The sequence below is a fragment of the Palleniella intestinalis genome, assembly GCF_013166595.1.
GTDB lineage: Bacteria > Bacteroidota > Bacteroidia > Bacteroidales > Bacteroidaceae > Prevotella > Prevotella intestinalis.
On record NZ_JABKKG010000003.1, the window covers coordinates 398,740 to 420,133 of the forward strand.

20 protein-coding genes are annotated in these 21,394 nt (G+C 46.3%); 7 read left to right on the forward strand and 13 right to left on the reverse strand.

The genetic code is table 11. The features are described from left to right. Positions 1-16 precede the first annotated feature (16 nt). The 8 genes from HPS57_RS06280 to HPS57_RS06315 form a co-directional block, all read right to left on the reverse strand. A complete protein-coding gene (locus tag HPS57_RS06280) occupies positions 17-454 on the reverse strand; it encodes a hypothetical protein (RefSeq protein WP_172181274.1) in 438 nt (145 codons plus the stop codon). Between the two features lie 39 nt (positions 455-493). Continuing rightward, positions 494-748 (reverse strand): DUF2442 domain-containing protein, encoded by a 255-nt coding sequence (locus tag HPS57_RS06285; RefSeq protein WP_172181276.1) that lies wholly within the window; start codon positions 746-748, stop codon positions 494-496. A 248-nt stretch (positions 749-996) separates the two neighbouring features. Continuing rightward, positions 997-1,539: a 2-oxoacid:ferredoxin oxidoreductase subunit gamma family protein gene (locus tag HPS57_RS06290; RefSeq protein ID WP_172181278.1), complete on the reverse strand. Its 543-nt coding sequence runs from the start codon at positions 1,537-1,539 to the stop codon at positions 997-999. 28 nt (positions 1,540-1,567) lie between these two features. Continuing rightward, complete coding sequence (locus HPS57_RS06295) at positions 1,568-2,323, reverse strand: thiamine pyrophosphate-dependent enzyme (protein ID WP_172181280.1); 756 nt, start codon at positions 2,321-2,323, stop codon at positions 1,568-1,570. A 26-nt stretch (positions 2,324-2,349) separates the two neighbouring features. Then, the gene (locus HPS57_RS06300) at positions 2,350-3,474 is read right to left on the reverse strand and encodes a 3-methyl-2-oxobutanoate dehydrogenase subunit VorB (RefSeq protein WP_172181282.1); all 1,125 of its coding nucleotides are present in this window, start codon (positions 3,472-3,474) and stop codon (positions 2,350-2,352) included. Positions 3,475-3,491: 17 nt separating this feature from the next. Beyond that, on the reverse strand, positions 3,492-3,719 hold the full coding sequence (locus tag HPS57_RS06305; RefSeq protein ID WP_172181284.1) for a 4Fe-4S binding protein: 228 nt from the start codon (positions 3,717-3,719) through the stop codon (positions 3,492-3,494). A 33-nt stretch (positions 3,720-3,752) separates the two neighbouring features. Then, complete coding sequence (locus tag HPS57_RS06310) at positions 3,753-3,932, reverse strand: tetratricopeptide repeat protein (protein ID WP_172181286.1); 180 nt, start codon at positions 3,930-3,932, stop codon at positions 3,753-3,755. Positions 3,933-4,949: 1,017 nt separating this feature from the next. After that, positions 4,950-5,324: a RidA family protein gene (locus HPS57_RS06315; protein ID WP_135938969.1), complete on the reverse strand. Its 375-nt coding sequence runs from the start codon at positions 5,322-5,324 to the stop codon at positions 4,950-4,952. A 180-nt stretch (positions 5,325-5,504) separates the two neighbouring features. Between HPS57_RS06315 and HPS57_RS06320 the strand changes: the two genes are divergently transcribed. Both HPS57_RS06320 and HPS57_RS06325 read left to right on the forward strand, forming a co-directional pair. Beyond that, complete coding sequence (locus HPS57_RS06320) at positions 5,505-5,822, forward strand: type II toxin-antitoxin system RelE/ParE family toxin (RefSeq protein ID WP_172181288.1); 318 nt, start codon at positions 5,505-5,507, stop codon at positions 5,820-5,822. 10 nt (positions 5,823-5,832) lie between these two features. Continuing rightward, on the forward strand, positions 5,833-6,165 hold the full coding sequence (locus HPS57_RS06325; protein ID WP_172181426.1) for a HigA family addiction module antitoxin: 333 nt from the start codon (positions 5,833-5,835) through the stop codon (positions 6,163-6,165). Between the two features lie 187 nt (positions 6,166-6,352). Here HPS57_RS06325 and ilvA read toward each other — a convergent pair whose 3' ends face one another. Further along, positions 6,353-7,546, reverse strand: coding sequence for a threonine ammonia-lyase (gene ilvA / locus HPS57_RS06330; RefSeq protein ID WP_172181290.1), 1,194 nt, complete (start codon positions 7,544-7,546; stop codon positions 6,353-6,355). Between the two features lie 392 nt (positions 7,547-7,938). Between ilvA and HPS57_RS06335 the strand changes: the two genes are divergently transcribed. Further along, positions 7,939-8,979 carry a DKNYY domain-containing protein gene (locus HPS57_RS06335; protein WP_172181292.1) on the forward strand — a complete coding sequence of 347 codons (1,041 nt, stop codon included), beginning with the start codon at positions 7,939-7,941 and terminating at the stop codon, positions 8,977-8,979. A 360-nt stretch (positions 8,980-9,339) separates the two neighbouring features. Here the strand turns inward: HPS57_RS06335 and HPS57_RS06340 are convergent, their stop codons facing one another. The 4 genes from HPS57_RS06340 to HPS57_RS06355 form a co-directional block, all read right to left on the reverse strand. After that, positions 9,340-11,028 carry a Na/Pi cotransporter family protein gene (locus HPS57_RS06340; RefSeq protein ID WP_172181294.1) on the reverse strand — a complete coding sequence of 563 codons (1,689 nt, stop codon included), beginning with the start codon at positions 11,026-11,028 and terminating at the stop codon, positions 9,340-9,342. A 274-nt stretch (positions 11,029-11,302) separates the two neighbouring features. Next, positions 11,303-12,550 carry a phosphoglycerate kinase gene (locus tag HPS57_RS06345; RefSeq protein ID WP_172181296.1) on the reverse strand — a complete coding sequence of 416 codons (1,248 nt, stop codon included), beginning with the start codon at positions 12,548-12,550 and terminating at the stop codon, positions 11,303-11,305. A 190-nt stretch (positions 12,551-12,740) separates the two neighbouring features. Further along, entirely contained in the window at positions 12,741-13,529 is a 789-nt protein-coding gene (locus tag HPS57_RS06350; protein WP_135938973.1) for a TIGR02757 family protein, read from the reverse strand. Positions 13,530-13,565: 36 nt separating this feature from the next. Beyond that, on the reverse strand, positions 13,566-15,050 hold the full coding sequence (locus tag HPS57_RS06355; RefSeq protein WP_135938974.1) for a tagaturonate reductase: 1,485 nt from the start codon (positions 15,048-15,050) through the stop codon (positions 13,566-13,568). A gap of 425 nt (positions 15,051-15,475) precedes the next feature. On the opposite strand from HPS57_RS06355, the gene HPS57_RS06360 reads away from it, so the two are divergent. The 4 genes from HPS57_RS06360 to HPS57_RS06375 are packed head-to-tail and all read left to right on the forward strand — an operon-like array spanning position 15,476 to position 21,362. Then, a complete protein-coding gene (locus tag HPS57_RS06360; protein WP_135938975.1) occupies positions 15,476-15,961 on the forward strand; it encodes an RNA polymerase sigma factor in 486 nt (161 codons plus the stop codon). Beyond that, on the forward strand, positions 15,946-16,635 hold the full coding sequence (locus HPS57_RS06365) for a PG0215 family putative anti-sigma factor (RefSeq protein ID WP_135938976.1): 690 nt from the start codon (positions 15,946-15,948) through the stop codon (positions 16,633-16,635). Before HPS57_RS06360 ends, HPS57_RS06365 begins: the two co-directional genes overlap by 16 nt. 12 nt (positions 16,636-16,647) lie before the next feature. After that, positions 16,648-18,486 (forward strand): hypothetical protein, encoded by a 1,839-nt coding sequence (locus tag HPS57_RS06370; RefSeq protein WP_135938977.1) that lies wholly within the window; start codon positions 16,648-16,650, stop codon positions 18,484-18,486. A 17-nt stretch (positions 18,487-18,503) separates the two neighbouring features. Next, positions 18,504-21,362, forward strand: a complete 2,859-nt coding sequence (locus tag HPS57_RS06375; protein WP_135938978.1) for a porin family protein — start codon at positions 18,504-18,506, stop codon at positions 21,360-21,362. Positions 21,363-21,394 lie beyond the last annotated feature (32 nt).

The following is a 21,394-nucleotide window of genomic DNA, read 5'->3' on the forward strand; positions in this document are numbered from 1 at the left end:
TCAGCAGATACAATCTTTATCTATGAACAAGAAGGAGTTCGTCTCCACTGTTATCAAACTTCACCCTTATGGAATTCTTCCATTTGAAACACCATGTGATTCGCATTGTAATATCTTTGTATGGTGAAACATCCGATTCTGTTTTATTTGGTGTAGCACCCAATTCTTTGATTGTAATAAAGCGTTCTTCGCCATGTTCACTGAAGCTCCACCTTCCCCACAGTTCATCACCTTGTTGCTCAATAAGACATCTGCCATTGCCCCAGAAATAAAAAGATAATTGTCCTGAATCGACCTTCTGCCCATTAATCTCTGTTGCATACCATTCCCCGTAAAAGTCCGTGTTTTCAAGATACACATATTCATCTTCTTTGTCGCAAGAGACACAGAAGAGCGCCACAAGGACACAGAAAATAATGCGCCGCAAATAAGCTGTATTGCTTTCAAGAACCATAATTCAAATTTTATGCTTAGAACGATAAAACTACATTATTTATAGTAAGATTCCTGTATGCAACTGTTCTACTGGGAACATCAAATCCCAGTTCTTTCCCCAAACGATATTACCACCTTCAATCTTGAATTTCTTGAACAATGCCGGTGTTGCATATTTGTTATACTGCGGATGAGAGTTTTTTTTGAAGAATGATGAAAAATCCAATGTCCTCTCAATGCCATCATTGAAAGTCAATTTTACAGATAAACCTCCAAGGTAATCTGCCTTTGTGATATATAATAATAGAGCCATAACTATAATTTTTTCTTAATATTAGTGCATCTGACAACTTTCTTCAAGACAAAAAAGTTAATCCATTTGGAAATAATACTCTTATGATATTTCTGAATGAAAGCTAAAGCTGTTTTTACATCTTTTGTCGACAAAGCATCCATGTTATGTGCAGCCCGCTTCTTTTTATTCTTTGGATTCTTAGAGCAATGTTTTTCTTAAAGTATTGTCACTTATGGGTGATAATATCTATTGAGAACAGTTGCGGACTAATCTTTTACGATAATTTCCATCCCTTCGTTTATAGCCTGCATGTTCAGAGGGATGAGTCCGTGATGACGTTCAGGGAGAGTCTTGTAGAGAGCCTTCTCCAGTCCTTCGAGAGTGACAAGAGGGGCGACTTTCAGCAGACCGCCCAGCACAATCATGTTGAATACTTTCGGGTTTTTAAGTTCCGCAGCTTTGTCCATGGCATTTATGCGATAAATGCTTATGTCGTCGCGTTGTGGCGGGCTGATTACTCCAAAGTTGTCATAAATGAGTATTCCGCCCGGTTTCACACGCGCTTGGAACTTGTCCAATGACGGCTGGTTAAGCACGATGGCGATGTCGTAGTTGCTCAATATAGGTGAGGCAATCTGCTTGTCAGAGATTACGACAGTGACATTTGCCGTGCCACCGCGCTGTTCCGGTCCGTAGGCCGGCATCCATGTCACCTCTTTTCCCTCCATAAGTCCGGAGTAGGCAAGTATCTTTCCCATTGATAGGACACCCTGACCTCCAAAACCTGCTATGATGATTTCCGTTTTCATGTTTTACTGTTTTTGTTTTGACAACCGTTTATGTCCTGTCTTTCAGGTCTCCTTTCGGATAGTATGGGAACATATTCTCCACCATCCATTCGTTTGCCTTTACAGGTGACATTTTCCATCCACTGCTGCATGTGGAGACAATCTCCACAAGTGAGGAGCCTTTGCCTGCCATAGAGGCCTCAAAAGCCTTGCGTATGGCAGCCTTTGCCTTACGTATTGACGGTGCAGACTCTACGGACTGTCGGCTGACATAGCATGTGCCCTCCAATGTCGCGGCAATCTCTGTGATGCGCAGAGGGTAGCCATGCATCTCAGGGTCACGGCCGTATGGGCATGTCGATGTCTTCTGTCCGATGAGTGTGGTAGGAGCCATCTGTCCTCCGGTCATGCCGTAGATGGCGTTGTTGATGAAGATTATCGTGATGTTCTCGCCACGGTTGAGAGCATGGATAGTCTCCGCTGTGCCGATGCAGGCAAGGTCACCGTCCCCCTGGTAAGTGAAGACAAGGCGATCGTTCCACAAGCGTTTGATGCCGGTGGCGACAGCCGGTGCGCGTCCGTGGGCAGCCTCCTGCCAGTCGATGTCAAGGTATTTGTATGCAAACACGGCACATCCCACAGGGCAGACCCCTATGGTCTTTTCCTCCATGTGCATCTCCTCAATCATTTCTGCGACCAGCTTATGCACCACACCGTGGGAACATCCCGGGCAATAGTGCATGGGAGTGTCGTTCATCAGTGACGGTCTCTGATATACAATGTTTTCAGAAGTCATTTCTTTCATGTGCTTGTTTTGTTCTTCTATGGCAGTCATCGGTTCAGTCCTCCAATAAAGTTCTTTAATGCTTCGGCTATCTCGTCTGGTTCAGGCACCACTCCTCCCATGCGTCCGAAATGCTTTATCGGCATGGCGTCATGTATGGCAAGGCGCACATCCTCTATCATCTGACCGCCGTTTATCTCTGCGCACAGCACACCTTTCACCATGTTTTCCCCATTTGGAGTCTGTTTTGTGCAGAGAGCTTCAAGCTCTTTGTACGGATAAGGCCACAGGGTTATCGGACGGAAAAGTCCGGCTTTGATGCCCTCTTTCCGCAGTTCGTCGATGGCGGTGACGGCAAGTCGGGCTGAGATGCCAAATGCTGCGATAATGTATTCCGCATCATCGGTCATGTATGTCTCGCATCTTGTCTCATTCTCCTGAATGGTTCGGTACTTCTCCTGCATTCTCAGGTTACGTTCCTCCATGACCTCAGGAGTCTGCTCCAGTGAGGTGATGATGTTCGGTTGCCTGTCCTTTGGCCTGCCGGTTGCAGCCCAAGGGCAACGCTCGCGTATCTCTTCTTCAGTCCAACGTGGCTGATAGGGTGGGAGAACACACTTCTCCATCATCTGTCCGATGACACCGTCGCAGAGAATCATGCCCACACAGCGGTACTTGAATGCCAAGTCAAAGATGAGCGGAACGAAGTCTGCCATCTCCTGGACGGTGGACGGTGCGAGGACGATGCATCGGTAGTCGCCGTTTCCGCCGCCGCGTGTCATCTGTGTGTAGTCCGCTTGTGACGGCTGTATGGTGCCCAGACCCGGGCCACCGCGTGAGACATCAATCACCACGCCCGGTATCTCGCAGCCTGCCATGTAGGAGATGCCCTCCTGCATGAGTGCTATGCCCGGTGACGATGAGGATGTGAATGCGCGCTTTCCTGCTCCCGCTGCACCGTAGACCATATTGATTGATGCCGTCTCTGACTCAGCCTGCACCACAGCCATGCCGGTCGTTTCCCAAGGCTTCAGCATTGCCAGTGTCTCTATGATTTCACTTTGCGGAGTGATAGGATAGCCGAAGAAACCGTCGACTCCGCAGCGTATTGCCGCGTGGGCGATAGCCTCATTACCTTTTAGGAGCATCACTTCTCCTTCTGTATGTTTCATGTCATTTGCCATAATCTTCAATCCTCAATTTTCTTTTTATAGACTGTTATACAACCGTCAGGGCAGACGATACCGCATGAGGCGCAGCCGATGCAGCTGTCGTTTATGGCTTCTGCATACGGATAGCCGCAGGCGTTGACTTTCTTGCTCATGGCGATAACTCCTTTCGGACAGGCAGCAGCGCATAGTGCGCAACCCTTGCATCTGTCCTTGTTCACCTCTATGGCACCGATAATCTTACTCATTGTTCTGTTGGTTTTAGGTTTCTGGTGTGGTGATTACGGGTTATACATATCTTTATTGTAGAACTCGATAATCTCCATCAGCATTTTTCTTGCGTGAACGGCAGGCGACTCGCTGTCAAGGTCTATGGCTTCCTGATAACAGTTGAGTGCCCCTTGCCAGTCCTGGCGCTTTCTGCGGAGGTTCCCCTCCTTATACCATTCTTCTGCATTCATGATATTGTATAATGTGTTTTTGCAGTATGTACATTGCTGTTGCTGCGGAATGCCTCATCAGCATGTACTCTATGCTTGGTTTGATTGTCACGGTGCAAAGATAAAGATTAAAACAGAAAGGACATTTGAATGTTCGTTCTATTTTAGATATTTTAAGCGTAATAAACATGAAAATGCGCACACCGCTTGGTGAGTGTGCAATGGAAAGGATGACATGGCTGTGTTCTGACTTTATGGCCGGATTGTTAGTCATGGAGAATGGTCTTTTTATTCAGGTTGGCAGGATATATGGAATTGCTGATGTGTCTCTCTTATGTGAGTTTGCCAATGTTAGTATGGTTTTAGAAAACTCGGGGCTCAAAGTGCCATATAAATTGCGTAGAAAATAAAAATAGGAAGAAACTTTCAAAAAAAACGATATTTTTTTAGTTTCATGTAATTAGTTGTAATACAGTGCTTTATAATGGGTGGTACAGGTTTTTCTATATGCCATTTTTGCGAAAGGTTACCTTTCATAAGGTCAAAGGTAATCTTTTACATTATGTAAAGTAACCTTTGACAGTGCAGATGATAGCTTTTTCCGATGTTTTTGCCATGAAAAAATGTCATAAAATGCCATGAACAGCAATTATAAATGCAGGTAATGCTGTTTTTGATGGTGTAGTGTCTCATGTTTGGACATGAAATATTAGAAAACTCATGACATGCTTTTGTAATTTTTTTTCATACTAAAGCCGGATGCAAATGGGAATGCATGCGGATTAATACAGATTCTGAAGATTTCTTTTCCGCCAAAATATTTAACATGAATTTGACGAATTACTGCTGTACATTAGTATTCCTAATCAATTGGAATTCGTTGGACTCAAGTTAATATTCATGTGGTTTGTACAGACTTTTTTGCTCCATAATATTTTTAATAGGTACGATTCGTGTTTGATTTTAGAAAGTTTGGAGCATAAAAAAACGTATAATCCGTTTGGGACTATACGTTTTTGTAGAGTTTTTTTATGCGTCTTATCGTGCGGCGATGCACTCAACCTCAACGAGTACGCCCTTAGGCAGAGCTTTCACGGCAACGGCGGAGCGTGCAGGGAACGGCTCTGTGAAGAATGTGGCATAAACCTCGTTCATTGCTGCGAAATCGTTCATGTCAGCCATGAACACTGTTGTCTTCACAACATTTGCGAGTGTCAGTCCGGCAGCCTCCATAATTGCCTTTGCGTTTGTGAGAGCCTGCTGTGTCTGCTCCTTTATGCCGCCTTCAACGACGTTGCCTGTTGCAGGGTCGAGTGGAATCTGTCCTGATGCGAAAACCATGCCGTTGACCTCAATTGCCTGGCTGTATGGACCGATGGCAGCAGGAGCTTTGTCTGTGTGTAATGCTTTCATATGTAACTTGCTTAATTTGTTGGTTGGTGTTGCAAAGATAGTACTTTTTTGGGAAAATACCAAATAAAGGACGCATGAAAGTTAGATAGTGAGAAAAAAGCACTATAAACGCAAAAAAAATGTTCGATTATTTGCGAATACGGAAAAAAGAAGTAACTTTGCAAAAAGAAACGGAAAGATATGATTATTGAATTTGACAAGGATTATTTGTACGAACTATATACGGAAGGTAAGGCAAGAGACAAGAAGCACCGCTACCAACCTGAAGTTGTAAGAGGATATCAAAAGGTTGTCTTCGTACTTTCCTCTGCAAATGCCGTTACAGACTTGTTCCGAAATAATGCACTGAATTATGAGATGCTGAGAGGAGACAAGAAGGGGATTTCATCGGTACGCATAAACAAGCAGTATCGCCTTGAGTTCACCGTCAGGGATGTTATGAACGAGCAAATAATTACTGTCTGCCGTTTGCTTGACATTAGTAACCATTACAAATAAACTTATGGATATGGAGACAAAAAAGACTTACGCACCGCATGAGCTGCGACCATCCACGCCTATACATCCGGGAGAGATATTGAGAGACGAGTTGGAGGCGCGCGATATGTCGCAAAGAAGATTTGCAGATATTATAGGTGTTTCTTATTCTGTGCTCAATGAGGTGATAAACGGCAAACGCTCTATTACTACCGAATATGCACTGAAGATAGAGGCGGCAACGGACATACCTGCTTATATTTGGGTGAATATGCAGACAGCTTACAATATGCACACTGCACGGCGTGACCGCAAGTTGTCTGTGATTCTTGATAAAATCCGTAAGTCGGTTGCGGTGCTTTAGCCGGTCAGCCGGTCAACTATGGATAATGAGCAATGTTGAAAGGACAATATTTGGCACGAAAAACAGCGAGTGGAAGGTGATTACATGCCTTTCACTCGCTGTTTTGTCTACTAATTTTATCCCTCATTTTATTTATATGCTTGGTGTCGAATATTTTAATGAGGTCGTTTTGTGATATTTTTTGTTGTTATACAATCTTGAAACCGTGTTCGCGGATGGCGTGGGTTATTTCCGCCCTGTGGGCATCGTCGCGTGTCTCGCAGACGATGCGCAGGATGCAGGCGTTGATTTTCTCACTGTCGGCGGTGCGCTCGTGGTGGACTCTTGTGATGTTTCCGCCACACTTTGCTATCACTGCCGCCACTTCGACGAGTTTGCCGGGCTGGTCGTCAAGCTCGATGTTTATGTCGCAGTAGCGTCCGCTCTTTGTGAGACCGCGCTTGATTACTCTGTTGAGGATTGTCACATCAATGTTTCCGCCGCTGACGATGCAGACGGTCTTCTTGCCTTCGACGGGGATTTTTTTGTAGAGTACAGCGGCTACGGCTGCTGCTCCGGCACCTTCGGCTACAACTTTCTCCTTTTCGAGGAGGTGGAGTATAGCTCCGCAGATTTCATCCTCGGTGACGGAAACGACTTCATCGACATAGTTCTGGCAAATCTCGTAGGTCAGTGAGCCCGGTTCTTTGACAGCTATGCCGTCGGCTATGGTGGAGACGGAGCTGAGAGCTTCCCTGCGGTTGACCTCAAGGCTGTGGACCATGCTTGCCGCTCCGGCGGCTTGTATGCCGTAGACCTTGATTGCCGGGTTGAGGGATTTCACGGCAAATGCTATTCCGCTGACCAGTCCGCCGCCACCCACCGGCACAACGATGGCTTCGACGTCAGGCAACTGTTCAAGCACTTCAAGTCCTATTGTGCCTTGTCCTGCTATGACATTCGGGTCGTCAAAAGGATGGATGAATGTGTAGCCCTTCTCTTCCTTTAGTTTCAGGGCGTACTGGTAGGCATCATCGTAGACTCCAGGCACAAGGCATACGTCAGCCCCGTAGCTTTTTGTCGCTTCCACTTTGCTCATTGGTGCGCCCTCAGGAAGACAGATGATTGAACTGATGCCGTGGGCTGTCGCACCAAGGGCGACACCTTGGGCATGATTGCCGGCAGAGCAGGCAACGACACCTTTTGCCTTCTCTTCCTCGCTGAGTTGCGAGATTTTATAATATGCGCCACGTATCTTGAAAGAGCCTGTTTCCTGCAGGTTTTCAGGTTTCAGGTACACTTCGCAATCAGTGCGTATCTTCGGCGCTTTGACCAGTTCGGTCTTGCGTATGATTTTGCTGAGCACGTAGCGTGCTTTGTAGAAATTGTCTAAGTTCAGCATAGGGAATTATGTTGTGTTCTTGTTAGAAATGTTAATGTCTTTGCATGTGTGGCTTTTCTTTACTCAAACCATTGGCAAAATTACAGAAATTTTCTGTATTGCAGATATATTTTGCAAATTTTATGACATTAAGGTATAAAAATACTACAGTCATGTGCAGACAAACCTCTTTGAGTATGGCTGAACTATAATGGCATCCCATTATCGGAGGACAAAGAACAATTTGATAGACTAAGGCGGATTCATGTTACTTGATACACCACAAAAGCAAGGAATAGAAATAGACGAGGAACTGTTTTATAATGCTGAGAAACAGCAAAATTTCTGTCAATAAATTCTTTATGTAAGGAAATTTTCCGTATCTTTGTTGATGAATTATAATTTGCAACATCATGAAAATCACTAAACATGGGCGTAGCATACCGGTCAAGCCAATTATAATTGCCATTCTGTCCTGGTGGTTTGTATCGTTTTTCTTTGGATTTCCTATTCCGAGGGGAACGCGAGTTTGTCACGACTATAGTACATACTATGAAAATTGGAGAGGAGTCTACTATATATCCGTTGAGCATGTGCTCAATCTAATAAATTTTGGTCATTGGGGATATTTGAAAGATGTGGACAGAGAGACGTTTGTCATACTGGATGACAATTGGGCAAAGGACAAAAATCATGTATGGTATCAAGACAAAATTGTGGAGACTGCAGATGCTGCTTCTTTTAATGTTGATAAAAGCGGTTTGCCAAAAGACAAGCGTCATGTCTTTGTTTATGATGCGGATATATGCAACTTTCGTCCTACGAGATGTGGCATAGATGTACCGACTGCGGAATGTTTCGTTTTTAAAAACAACGGTCAGGACTGGACTTGGATGCGCGACAAGAATTTTGTCTATTATGATGAGACGAAACTCGATGTGGATAGAAATACATTCGCCCCATTAGGTAGGACGCTTTGGTGGACGGACAAGGATTATGTCTATATGGATACTTGGAACAGTTCACTAAAGAAATGTGAACTTATAAAGGTTGATTCCTTACAATCACCTGTTGATACGCTGAACGCCGGCAGTCATTATCTGCGTAACGGGAAAAATATTATCTATCTTGGCAAAGTTGTCGCAAAGGACATCGAAGTACACCGATTTGAGGAAGTTGGCTTAAGCAAATGTATTGTCAATGATATGTTGTTTGAAAATGGAGACCGTATTTTGAAAGACTCTCTCAATGTCTCCGAAGCCAAATTCTATTTTTATGGACATATTGCTGCTGATAAAAATCATGTTTTTTATTCTCGGAAACAGCTTAATGACATAGATGCAGCAACTTTCCGTCAAATAGAAGATGAGATTTTTGAGGATAAAGATTTCATATATACTATAAAAGAGAATGTTTGGCGGGAAAAGTATCCCTTTGACCGAAAAAAGAAATGATTATTTTGAGTTCTCAAAAGGAAATGTTTGGATAGTATAATTCAGAGTATCAGTTATATATATTGCAGAAACGAAAAACGTATTGTGCAGTAATGCTGTAGTGTTATTGCAGCATTGCTGCAATAGTGATACAGTAACGCTGTAGTGGTACTACAGCAACACTGCAGCTATGTAGCAGTGATTTTGCAGTGATAGAAACAGATTATCGCGCAAATGGAGCGTCAGAATAAAATAATTTCAAATTGTTTTTCAGACCGTTGGGATATGACATAAAAACATCTTCCGCTCAGAGACAACGGGTTGTCAAGAACGGAAGATGTAAAGTAGTTCTCAGATGTAATCGAATGTGGGTCAGTGTTCCTATGTTGTCTCCACATTCACTTCTGCTTCAAGAACATTGATGACATAGTCACCGATTTTCTCGCATTCGCTGATGAAGTCATTGTAGAATGTGCTGAGATGATAGCTGTATGTGCCGGAGTTGACTGCCTCGAAGTTTGCTGTGCGGCATTCGTTGCGGAGTGTGTTTATTTTCTCCTCAATGTGTCTGCTTCGTGACATGTCAATCTTTACGTGCTCAGGACCGGTGACGATTTTGTACATCTCTTCCAGAGCCATGTTTGTGAGGTCAAGCATATGTGTGACGTTCGCCATTTGTTGCTCTGTGAAGTTCTCATTGTTATATTTGTATTTTCGGCGTATTGCACGTCCGAGATGGTACATTGAGTCACCGATACTTTCAAGTTCGTCAACCTCACGCAGCATTTGTGCTATATGGTTCTTTGAATATGCAGACAGCCTTCCTTCGCTGACCTTACGGAGATATTCGGCTATCTCAATCTCCATATTGTCGGTAATCTGCTCGTAATGTTGGATGCGTTTGAACTCTTTCTGGAAAGTTTCTTCATTCTCGGCTGTAAATGCGTTGCGGACCATTCCAAGCATCATGTGGCAGCGTTCTGCCATAACACCGATTTCCTTGCGTGCCTGATAGATGGACAGCTCGGATGTTGAGAGCAGACCGCCGGAGATGTAGCGGAGACCGTGCTCCTTTGTTTCTTCCTTCTTGTCAGGGAGCACATAGCATACGAATTTCTCTATCTGCTTGACGAATCCGATGAGGAGCAGAGTGTTGAAGATGTTGAATATTGTATGGAATGCGGACAGCTGTATGAGTTCGTCTGTTCCATAGTGCATGATATTGGCAACTACCCAGCGGATCATGTCGCAGAATGGATAGAAGCAGATAAGCACGACAACGACGCCGAAGACATTGAAGAACATGTGGGCAAGAGCGGCACGGCGTGCCTGTACTCCGGCTGTGAGTGATGCCATGACTGCGGTGATTGTTGTACCGATGTTCTGTCCCATGGCAAGTGCTGCTGCCAACTCAAGGCTGAATCCCGGGATGTGCATGTCGAAGAGCATCAAGGTGATAGCCATTGTCGCTGCTGATGCCTGCACGAGCATTGTTACGAGTGCTCCGACGAGTACGAAGAGCAGGACGGTGAAGAATCCTCCGTCGGCAAGTCCTGCAAGCATGGACGCGACGATGCCGCCAATGTTGAGGTCTGTGGCAGATTGTTGCAGGAAGCACAGACCCATGAACAGGAAAGCGAAGCCGAAAATGAATTCTCCAATACTCTTTCTCTTCTCATTGCCGCTGAAGAACAGTGGTATGCCGATGGCAATGAGTGGGAGGGCAAGGGCGGCAATGTTTACTTTGAAGCCTACTAATGATATAATCCATGCTGTCACGGTTGTGCCGACATTGGCACCCATGATGACGCCGATGGATTGGCGGAGGGTCATCAGACCGGCATTTACGAAGCTGACAACCATGACTGTCGTGGCACTTGACGACTGAATCAGTGCTGTGACAAGGATTCCGGTGAGTACGCCCATGACTCTGTTCTTTGTCATTGCGGCAAGAATGGCACGCAGACGGTCGCCGGCAAATTTCTCGAGTCCTTCACTCATTGTTTTCATTCCAAAGAGGAACAGCCCGAGTGAGCCAATCAATGAGAGTATGTTTAGTAATGTTTCCATTTATAAAAAATAATTGGTGTGTTGTTTTGTCAAGGCATTGGTTTGCATCGTGTTAATGACGCAATGTGCTCGTATTTCTCCGATAATATAAGAGTTGGAGGTTTCGGGTATGTCAGGTTTGCGTTAGTTTTTATGATATTAATCCGGAAGCATTGCGTGTATAAATGCTTTGGCAGAGCTTTGCTTGATGATGTAGGGAACAAATAATAAAAGGTGTGCCAAGTAGTTATACCTGGTACACCTTTTTCATTATCATATAGTTTTTTGCAATATCTTATTCACCTTTGATAGCTGCAACTCCCGGGAGAACCTTACCCTCGATAGCTTCGAGGAGTGCGCCACCACCTGTGGAGATATAAGAAACCTTGTCTGCAAGACCGAATTTGTTGACACAAGCGACAGAGTCACCACCACCGATGAGTGAGAATGCGCCCTCTGCTGTAGCCTCTGCGATAGCATTGCCGATAGCACGTGAGCCGTCACAGAAGTTGTCGAATTCGAACACTCCGGCAGGACCGTTCCAAAGGATTGTCTTGCAGCCCTTGATAGCGTCAGCAAAAATCTTCTGTGCCTCAGGACCGGCGTCAAGGCCTTCAAGGTCAGCAGGGATAGCGTCTACCGGGCATACAGTGCGGTTTGCGTCGTTAGAGAAGTCGTCGCCTGTCACACAGTCAGGAGCGAGCACAAGCTCTACACCGTTCTTCTTTGCAAGTTCCTCGACACCGAGAGCCACATCGAGCTTGTCCATCTCAACGATAGACTTGCCAATCTCGCCACCGTGTGCCTTTGAGAATGTGTATGTCATGCCACCACAAAGGATGATTTTGTCAACCTTGCCGAGGAGGTTCTCGATGATGCCAATCTTAGAGGAAACCTTTGAACCGCCCATGATAGCGATGAATGGACGCTTGATGTTGCCAAGCACATTGTCAACAGCCTGCACCTCTTTCTCCATGAGGAGACCGAGCATCTTGTTGTCAGCGTCAAAGTAATCAGCGATGACTGCTGTGGAAGCGTGCTTGCGGTGAGCTGTACCGAAGGCGTCCATAACGTAACAGTCAGCATAAGAAGCGAGCTTCTTGGCAAACTCCTTCTGCTTCTCCTTCATCTCTTCCTTTGCTGCCTTGTAAGCAGGATCTTCCTTGTCGATGCCGACAGGCTTGCCCTCTTCCTCTGGATAATAGCGGAGGTTCTCGAGAAGGAGGACTTCTCCCTGCTTGAGGGCAGCTGCCTCAGCCTCTGCATTAGCACAGTCCTTTGCAAACTTTACAGGTGTGCCGAGAGCTGCTGATACAGCGTCTACAATCTGACCGAGTGACAACTCCGGCTTAACCTTGCCCTTCGGCTTGCCCATATGTGACATGATGATGAGTGAACCGCCTTTCTCAAGAATCAGCTTGAGAGTAGGGAGGGCACCCTTTATACGTGTGTCGTCTGTGATTTTGCCGTCTTGGAGAGGCACATTGAAATCAACACGGACAATGGCTTTCTTGCCATTGAAATCATACTGGTTAATTGTCATGATGATAAATGATTAATTATGTTTGTACTTTTATCGTCTTTTTGTTAGGGTTTATATTGCAAAATTACAATTTTATTTTGTATGTAGAGCCTTTTCTGCATTGTTTTTTCGCATAACGCTTTGCGAAATTGATATATATTATTGCGCAATGGGCTTGTGTTTTTCTTGCATGTGTGGCAGGTGGTTGTCGTTATTTGTCTGTGTCCACTCCGAGTCCGAAAAGTGCAAAGTCTCCTTTCATGGGGTCGTCAGGGAATATTTCACACAGTCTCCTGCTAAGTTTCCTTGCGTTGGACATCGATGTGGACTTGGATGCCAGTAGTCCGAGACGCATGGCTTCCTGCACGACATGTGTGTCCATTGGGATTATAAGTGTCCTTTTGTCGATGATGTCACTCCATAGTCCGAGGTCTACCGGAGAGTTGTCGCGTACCATCCAACGGAGGAACATGCAGATTCGTTTGCAGCTTGATGTCGTGTCTTTTGGTATGACACCGGTTGAATTGTGTTCCCTGAACCATGTTGTTATAGCGTCAAGAGCTGTGAGGGTGTCAATATTTGTTTGTTTTCTGTATGCGTATGCAACAATGTAATTCTTCATTGTTCCATGTTCTTTTATCATCTCTGCAAGTGCTTTTAGGAAATTGTTGAACGTTTGGCATGTGTAGAGACGGTAAAAGCATGTTGGGGTGGGAGGCACTGCTGTTTCGTAGGCATTGCTTGTCAGCCATTTGCCGACATCACCTCCGGCATCGTTCACGATGGAGTCAAGCAATGCTTGTATTTTCGGCAAGAACTGTTTCCGTGAGCCGTAGCTCAATGCTGAGGCTATAAAGGCAAGGAGTTCCTTGTTGGCGTCTCCTTCAATCCGGTGCATAAACCGGCTTGGATCGCCAACAAGGAACTCCTTTTGTTCATATCGAAAAGCCAACGACTTAAGATGATTGTTCAATTCTGTGTTCAATGGCGTTTCGTTCATATATGTGTCATTCGTTTGTTTTGTATCGGTTCACTATTACAGGATAGACTTTACAGTCTCAAGCATACCCTTGGACTGGATGTCGTTCAGGAAGCCTGTAACCATGTCTGTGAGACCCGGGATAGTGTTGATGTCTCCGTGCTCGCCCCAGATCCAGTCTGCTGCGAGAACGCCCTCGGCAACCTTGCGTGTGTCGCCTGTTGCCCAAAGCTCTGTGAGGAGATCCATGATCTTCTGGTCGTCGTTTGGCTGGATAGGAGCACCGTCAGCGCGTGTACCACCCTTGTAGTAAGTGATGATAGCTGCCAGACCGAGTACAAGTCCCTTAGGAAGCTCGCCCTTGCGCTCAAGATAAACCTTGACTCCCGGAAGGTCGCGTGCCTGGAACTTAGGGAAAGAGTTGAGCATGATGGATGTAACCTGGTGGTCGACGTATGGGTTGTCGAAACGCTCAAGCACATCGGCAGCGAACTGCTGAAGCTCTTCCATAGGAAGGTTGAGGGTCTGCATCAGCTCGTCATACTGAACCTTCTTGATGTACGGACCGACAACTTCGTGGTGAAGTGCGTCGCGCACGATGTTGATGCCTGAAAGGTAAGCCACAGGAGAGAGAACAGTGTGAGGACCATTAAGGAGAGTAACCTTACGCTCGTGGTAAGGAGCTTCAGACTCAGCGATGAGCACGTGGAGACCTGCCTGGTCAGCAGGGAACTCGGCACGAAGCTCCTCGCATGTCATGTTCTCCGGACGCTCGATAACCCAAAGGTGGAAAATCTCAGCCTGTACGACGAGGTTGTCCTTGTAGCCAATCTTGTTCTGGATTTCTACGATGTCCTTGCGTGGGAAGCCAGGAACGATGCGGTCAACGAGTGTTGCACACACATAGTTGTACTTCTCAAACCACTCCTTGAAGCCTTCGTAGTCAGTGCCGAAGTCTTCCTTCCACAGCTCGATGTACTTGCGGATGCAGTCCTTAAGGTGGTGTCCGTTGAGGAAGATGAGCTCACAAGGCATGATGATGAGTCCCTTTGTCGGGTCGCCCTGGAATACCTGGTAACGGCGGTAGAGGAGCTGGACGAGCTTGCCCGGGTAAGATGATGCAGGTGCGTCGGAGAGCTTGCATGCAGGGTCGAATGCGATGCCCGCCTCAGTTGTGTTGGAGATGACGAAGCGGATTTCAGGCTGCTCGGCGAGTGCCATGTATGCCCAGTTCTGAGCGTATGGGTCGATGCCGCGAGAGATTACGTCGATACGGTCAAGCTGGTTGACAGGTTCACCGTTCTGACGGCCCTGAAGGTTGACATGATAGAGACAGTCCTGACCGTTGAGCCACTGTACCATGCCGCGGTCGATAGGCTGAACGACAACGACTGAGCCGTTGAAGTTTGTCTTTGCGTTCATGTTCCATACAATCCAGTCAACGAATGCGCGAAGGAAATTGCCTTCACCAAACTGGATAATCTTCTCAGGAGCAACACTCTTAGGTGCTGTCTGCTTGTTAAGTGATTTAAGCTGTGACATAAATTTATGTAAAATAGTTAATTGATGAATGCTTTACGTAATATCATTATTCTCTGCAAAGTTAATAAAAAAGTTTAATAATATAAAAATTGATATATGTAAAGTTGCTTGATTTATAACAATTTAACACAAGTGCTGTGCTTTGTGACCACTCTTTGAAGAATCAATGATATTGCGCCTATATATATATTAATGTGTGCCCTAATAATTTACTGTAAAAACGAAAGGTAACACTTGGCAAGGCAAAAGGTAACACTTGACTTGGTCAAAGGTAACACTTTGTATTGCGAAGTGTTACCTTTTGTGGCATTGCCTTTTATGCGCTGAAAAAGATATGTTTAGGTTAAAGATAGTTAAAGGGTATCGGTTTTCCCTTTCTTATTTGTTTATATGTTAAAGAAAAGCATAACTTTGGCTGTTGCAAAATGGAAAGAGCTGATTTGGAAATAATATCCGGCGCGTTGCGTTCTGACATACTGACCCTGCTGGGTCGGTACGGACTGTCCGATGCCGATAGGGAAGACTTGGCTCATGATGCTGTGGTGAAACTCTGGCTTATGCGCCACGCCATCAATGATGCGCAGCATGCCAAGGCTTTGGCTTTCCGGATCGCAAAGCATCTGGCTATCAACGAGATTAAGCGACGGCGCACACTTGGTATGGACATTGTGGCAAATGTCAGACAAGAAGGCTGCGAGACTGACAGTCAGCTCATTTGCGACGAGAACGAACGATGGCTGCAACGTCAAATGGAGCACCTCCCGCCACGAGAACGCCAGATACTCGTGTTACGGCAAGTGGAGCAGTTGACGACAGAAGAGATAGCCTCGCTGTTGGGTGTGAAGAAAGAGACAGTAATAACAGAGCTCGCAAGGGCAAGAAAAAAGTTGATGACATGGAGGAAAGGATAAGGAATTTGATAGAGATGTATATGGAAGGTCGGACTTCTTTGGAGGACGAGAAAGTGCTCCATGACTATTTCTGTGGCAATGAAGTGGCAGAGGATTTGCTCCCATACAAAGAGATGTTTGTGGTGATTGACGAGGACATCATGGCACTGCAGGACATCGCGAGAGAGCCGCACAGCCAAAAGCGTGCTGCAAAGCATGCGACATTGTTTTGGACTGTTTCGGTGGCAGCGTCGCTATTGCTGCTCTTCACTTTTGCATGGCAGAAAGGTTGCGAGTGTCCGATAGATGAAAAATCCGCCGCTGCAAAGGCTTTTGCCGAGGTGGTGAGTGCAGATTCTGTCTCTGTGCGTCAGCAGATGCCGAGGGATGAAGAAACTGTTGGTAATGAACGCCACTTGGCAAAGAGCATCATGCCTGATGCACATGTGGAAAAAGCAACGCCCCCACAGGCTGAGACGGTGGAACAGCAGCCTGAGAATGCTGACGCTGCAGAGAGGACAGAGCTTGAGGGCGTGAGCTATTGCGACTCAGGCGACGAGGAATCCGAGGCGATTCGCCGGTATGAGCTGATGCTTGTGGAGTATAGGCTGAAGGCGATGGACGAAGCGGCAGCAATCAGTATGGTTTGCAATGACGGCGTGGATAGCGGAGGATGTGAATTTTCAGAAATATAAAAAAGTAAGGATATGAAAAGAAAAGGCTTGTTACTTGTAGTGCTTGGCATAGTGTCATTGCTTGCCACTGCAAAACGGAAGGTGGTTGTTTATCCCGACTTCGGGCTTGCGCCAACAGCCGCGCACACCATTGACAGTATTGTGCTGAGTGACAAAGAGACAGTGCTCTATTGCACTTTAAGGATGTACGGCAAGGGTTCTCGAAACTGGCGTTCACAATCCCTGCCACTGTACATCCGGGCTCAGGGGAAGGTTTATGAGCTTGTGAAATATGACGGGTTTGTGCCGGACAAGCATTATCGCCATGATGACGCTCCCGACGGCTTGCACTACTCTTTGACTTTCCCACCTATTCCGAAGAACACAAAGACCATAGACTTCTTTGGCGAGAGCGGTGACAACAAGTCATGGCCGATTTTCGACCTGCGCCTTGACGGAAAGAGGAATCCGCATGTTGACCTTGTTCATGAGGCTGTGCGCAAGGAAGCCGAGACTGTCGTTGATGACAAGCAACCGTTGGAAACGCCCGTGTGGACGGCCGATTCGGCGACGGTCAACATCAGGCATTACGGCTACCGCAAAGAATTGGGCAGCAATGTGACGGTAAGTTTGGTGGACATTCTTTCGGGGAAGTTGTGTAGTGTGAAAAAAACATTGAGTGATGACGGCTGTGCCACATTTCAAGTGCCGGTGCGGACAAGCAAGGCTGTTGTTTCCGTCTATTCTTTCTACTATCGCGGGTCGATGATAGTGTCGGCAGGAGAAGAGTCAACCTTCCATATTGACATGAACAAGCGTGGGCATATCCGCAGCAATGTTGCTGTCCACCGGTGGGAGGACGGTCGCTATACATGGTGTACGGGTGCCAATGCCGAACTGAACAATCTTCTGTTGCCACAAAAGTCTGCCAAGGTTTTGGCGGAAACTCCGCTGACAACAAAGCAGCAAGAATATTTTACATTGATGGATGAGGCTGACGAGGCTGCGGCATTTTTTACGGAGACGGCAAGGACTGCGCGTCAGATACCGTTCCGCCGTATGGCTGAGCTTCCGATAAGTGACTCGCGGCTGTTGTATTTCAACAGACCACTGCGAAGGATAGCTCAATACGGAACAGTGATTGCCACAAATGGAAATCCCATGTCTGATGCTTTGGAACAGATAAAGTCCGGAACTTTCCTTGACAAATTACGCAATGCCACATGGCATGATAGTGGACCTGTTGTTGACTTGATGATGCTGTATGTTTATCAGGAACTTATCAATCAAGGGCACGTGCTGACGGAAGCCGATTTGTCCCCATTGAAGGAGCGTGCCAATCGTGTCCTTTATGATTATCTGTTGGATTATAAGCGACAGTTGGAAAAAATGAGAGAATCATACCGCACCAATGCTGCCAATCGCCACTACAATGTGCCAAACGTAAAGACGCAGAGTAGGGTGGATGCCGTACTGCGTCAGCATGAAGGGAAAAACGTCGTGCTTTGCTTCATTCCTGCCAACATCACTTCTATAAAGATGTTCAGCAAGATGAATGATTTCATTGCCAAGATGAAAGCCGGTGGCACAGAGTTTTGCCTTTTCCCAATCGGTGATATGGACAAGAAACGTTGGCTGTCACATACAAGCTGCATCGGCGCAAACTGCTATTGGCTGTCATTCAGCTCTGCTTTGTCTTTCTTGGCAGAACTGACAGGCAGTGATGATTGTCCGCCCCTTGAATTCCTGTTTGTCAGCAAGGATGGCAAGCATGCCGAGACATGGTCGGAAACTTTGGGCAAGCATCATGTTGTGAATAGAGACTTTGAAGATATGTTGAAAACCTATGTACAGAACTGCATAGATAAATAACAAATACCATTAACACCATGAAAATTAAGATATTGGCGGCAATGATTGCATTGTCGCTGGCTACAGCCGTGTCCTTTTCCCAAACACAAACGAGTCAAAGCAAGGGAGGCAAGACGCAGGCAAGCGAAGCGAAATCCTCCCAACAAAAGGAGAAAAAGGAGCGCACAGTGTATGTCAGCGGAAATCTCTACGACTCTTTTCTTCACACTCCTTTGAAGGCACGGGTGTATTTGATGAACGAGGATTCGGTTGTGACCGATTCCATGAAAACCGTTATAAACTCTTATGTCAAGACAAGTCGTTTCCATTTTCAGGTTCCACAACGTGCTGCACGGTTTATTGTGAAGGCTGTTTGCGAGGGCTACGAGGATGGGTATATAAGCTATGACTTGAAGCCTATGCGCAGGAAAGAGGGTTACTTGTTGCCCGACATCCCAATGAAACGCCGTCGGCAGGATGACATCTATAAGGATGTGGAACTGGGCGATGTGGTGGTGCATGGCACACGCATACAGATGGCATACCGTGGCGACACGATTGTGTATGATGCCGCAGCGTTCAATCTGCCTGAGGGTTCTATGCTCGACGGACTGGTGAGACTGATGCCCGGAGCTGAGTTGAAAGACAATGGCGACATATATGTCAATGGGCGTAAGGTTGATTATCTGACGCTCAATGGCAAGGATTTCTTCAAGGGAAAGAACAACATAATGCTCGAAAACCTGCCTTATTTCACTGTAAAGGAGGTGAAGGTTTACGATAAAAGCACGGAGACGAGTGAGCTTATGGGGCGTGATGTGGAGCAGAAGGACTATGTGATGGATGTGGAGCTGAAGCGGGAATATGCCATGGGATATATTGTGAACACTGAAGCGGGAGCCGGCAGCAATGACCGTTGGATGGCACGCTTGTTCGGATTGTACTATGGTGACAAGTTGCGTGTGAGCACTTTCTTCAATGCCAACAATGTGAACGAGAACAGGAAGCTGGGGCAGGAGGGTGAATGGAGTCCTAAGAAACTGTCGCGCGGACAGCTTACAACGAAACAGGCGGGCGTCAATGCTGAATACAGCGATGCAAAACTTAGTCTCAAAGAGACATTCGATGCCTCTGTGGACTGGAGCGGCACACGCACAGAGCAACGCAGTGTCTCGCAAACTTTCTCCACCGGTGGTGACATCATGCGCCGCAGCGAGTATTTGAGCAAGGACGATGATTTCTCACTGAGTATGAGAAATATGCTCAGAAATCAGAAGTTAGGGATACATTCAGGTGTGAATCTTTACTACTCCAACACTAAAACCATGGGCATGTCAGCCGACTCTACATTCAATGACTGGCTGATGAATAGTAATATAAACCGGACGATGAGGCGGTACAAGAATTTCCGTGCCAACGCCTATATCTCGTGGTATAAGCCATTGAACACAGGTGATGCCGTCATGTTTTCTGCGACGGCGTCATACGGTAGCAGCAAGCCATACGAGTCGTTCCGCATAGACCGTACCGTTTATGAGACAACTGGCGACATCGACCTGCGTCGCCGTTATACCGACAGCCATAGCATGAACTATTCTTATACGCTCTCGGCAGGATACCGATATGTCTTACCAAAGGTGTTTGACATCGAACTGCGTACCGGCTACTGTCAGGAATTCCGTAGTGCAGCCAATGGCAACTACCGTTTTGACCGCTTTGACAATGAACTGCCGGAGCAACTTGGTTGGTTGCCGTCAACACGTGACTCCATGATGATGGCACTTGATGCCGATAACTCTTATTTCCATTCCACACTTAATCGGTACATGAAAAATGAACTGGCTATCATTCGTTCAACGAAGAAAGGGTTTTTGTATTTCATCCTTCCATTGTCAACAGGGCGTGAACGCATGATATACAGTGGTACCGGACTTGACACCATAGCACGCCGCACATCACTGAAGTTAAATCCTTCGTTTCAGTATAGTACATCAGGCAAAAACCAGTTCCGCTTTGTTTATTATGGTAATTTGTCGCAGCCGAGTTTCTACAGCCTGATGCCGAGGGAAGATACTAATAATCCTTTGTACCGCAGGATTTCCAACCCTGACCTGAAGTCTGAGTTCCGCCACAAGCTTGAGGTAAGGAAAACAGTGAAATGTGACTCCATAGGCATGAGCTACTGGATTAACCTTGATGCCCAATTGGTGCAGAATGCCCGAGGCACACGTACCGCTTATAGCTCCGCAACGGGAGCTTATACTTATCGTGACGACAATGTGAATGGCAACTGGAACGCCAAATTGCGCTATGGCATGGACGGAACGTTCGACAAGAAGCGCCGGCTACGATACACTCTCAATACGACCGTGGCGTACGAACATTGCGTTGACTTTGACATTGCTTACGACTCAGAGGCATCGGCGCTCAGCAAGGTGAATACCGTAAATCTTGGTCTCGGAGGTGGTTTGAAGTACAAGATAGACAAGCTCACCGTAGGGATCAATGGAAAGATTGATTCCCGTTTCAGCCGCAGTGACCGCGAGAACTTCAATGCACTCAATGTGTATGATTTCCGATATGGTACGAATCTGCAATATCTCATTCCATGGGTGAAACTCGACATTGCCACAGACATCAATATGTTCAGTCGCCGTGGCTACGATTCAGGCGAGATGAACACCAGCGACCTTGTGTGGAACGCCCAATTGGCTCACACATTTATGAAAGGCAGAGTCACGGCGAAGGTCATGGCGTATGACATCCTTCACCAGCTGTCAAACAAACGTTATTCTGTTAATGCTCAGGGACGTACGGAAACATGGTATAACACAGTGCCGCGCTACGTTATGTTCAGCATGACATACAAACTGCATGTGAAGCCATGTAAGAGATAAACAAAAACCCCGGAGAATTCAGCGTTCCCCGG

Excerpts from the sequence above, each read along its gene's own strand:
- HPS57_RS06280 (WP_172181274.1), bottom strand. The coding sequence starts at position 454 with ATGGTTCTTGAAAGCAATACAGCTTATTTGCGGCGCATTATTTTCTGT.
- HPS57_RS06285 (WP_172181276.1), bottom strand. The coding sequence starts at position 748 with ATGGCTCTATTATTATATATCACAAAGGCAGATTACCTTGGAGGTTTA.
- HPS57_RS06290 (WP_172181278.1), bottom strand. The coding sequence starts at position 1,539 with ATGAAAACGGAAATCATCATAGCAGGTTTTGGAGGTCAGGGTGTCCTA.
- HPS57_RS06295 (WP_172181280.1), bottom strand. The coding sequence starts at position 2,323 with ATGAAAGAAATGACTTCTGAAAACATTGTATATCAGAGACCGTCACTG.
- HPS57_RS06300 (WP_172181282.1), bottom strand. The coding sequence starts at position 3,474 with ATGAAACATACAGAAGGAGAAGTGATGCTCCTAAAAGGTAATGAGGCT.
- HPS57_RS06305 (WP_172181284.1), bottom strand. The coding sequence starts at position 3,719 with ATGAGTAAGATTATCGGTGCCATAGAGGTGAACAAGGACAGATGCAAG.
- HPS57_RS06310 (WP_172181286.1), bottom strand. The coding sequence starts at position 3,932 with ATGAATGCAGAAGAATGGTATAAGGAGGGGAACCTCCGCAGAAAGCGC.
- HPS57_RS06315 (WP_135938969.1), bottom strand. The coding sequence starts at position 5,324 with ATGAAAGCATTACACACAGACAAAGCTCCTGCTGCCATCGGTCCATAC.
- HPS57_RS06320 (WP_172181288.1), top strand. The coding sequence starts at position 5,505 with ATGATTATTGAATTTGACAAGGATTATTTGTACGAACTATATACGGAA.
- HPS57_RS06325 (WP_172181426.1), top strand. The coding sequence starts at position 5,833 with ATGGAGACAAAAAAGACTTACGCACCGCATGAGCTGCGACCATCCACG.
- ilvA (WP_172181290.1), bottom strand. The coding sequence starts at position 7,546 with ATGCTGAACTTAGACAATTTCTACAAAGCACGCTACGTGCTCAGCAAA.
- HPS57_RS06335 (WP_172181292.1), top strand. The coding sequence starts at position 7,939 with ATGAAAATCACTAAACATGGGCGTAGCATACCGGTCAAGCCAATTATA.
- HPS57_RS06340 (WP_172181294.1), bottom strand. The coding sequence starts at position 11,028 with ATGGAAACATTACTAAACATACTCTCATTGATTGGCTCACTCGGGCTG.
- HPS57_RS06345 (WP_172181296.1), bottom strand. The coding sequence starts at position 12,550 with ATGACAATTAACCAGTATGATTTCAATGGCAAGAAAGCCATTGTCCGT.
- HPS57_RS06350 (WP_135938973.1), bottom strand. The coding sequence starts at position 13,529 with ATGAACGAAACGCCATTGAACACAGAATTGAACAATCATCTTAAGTCG.
- HPS57_RS06355 (WP_135938974.1), bottom strand. The coding sequence starts at position 15,050 with ATGTCACAGCTTAAATCACTTAACAAGCAGACAGCACCTAAGAGTGTT.
- HPS57_RS06360 (WP_135938975.1), top strand. The coding sequence starts at position 15,476 with ATGGAAAGAGCTGATTTGGAAATAATATCCGGCGCGTTGCGTTCTGAC.
- HPS57_RS06365 (WP_135938976.1), top strand. The coding sequence starts at position 15,946 with ATGGAGGAAAGGATAAGGAATTTGATAGAGATGTATATGGAAGGTCGG.
- HPS57_RS06370 (WP_135938977.1), top strand. The coding sequence starts at position 16,648 with ATGAAAAGAAAAGGCTTGTTACTTGTAGTGCTTGGCATAGTGTCATTG.
- HPS57_RS06375 (WP_135938978.1), top strand. The coding sequence starts at position 18,504 with ATGAAAATTAAGATATTGGCGGCAATGATTGCATTGTCGCTGGCTACA.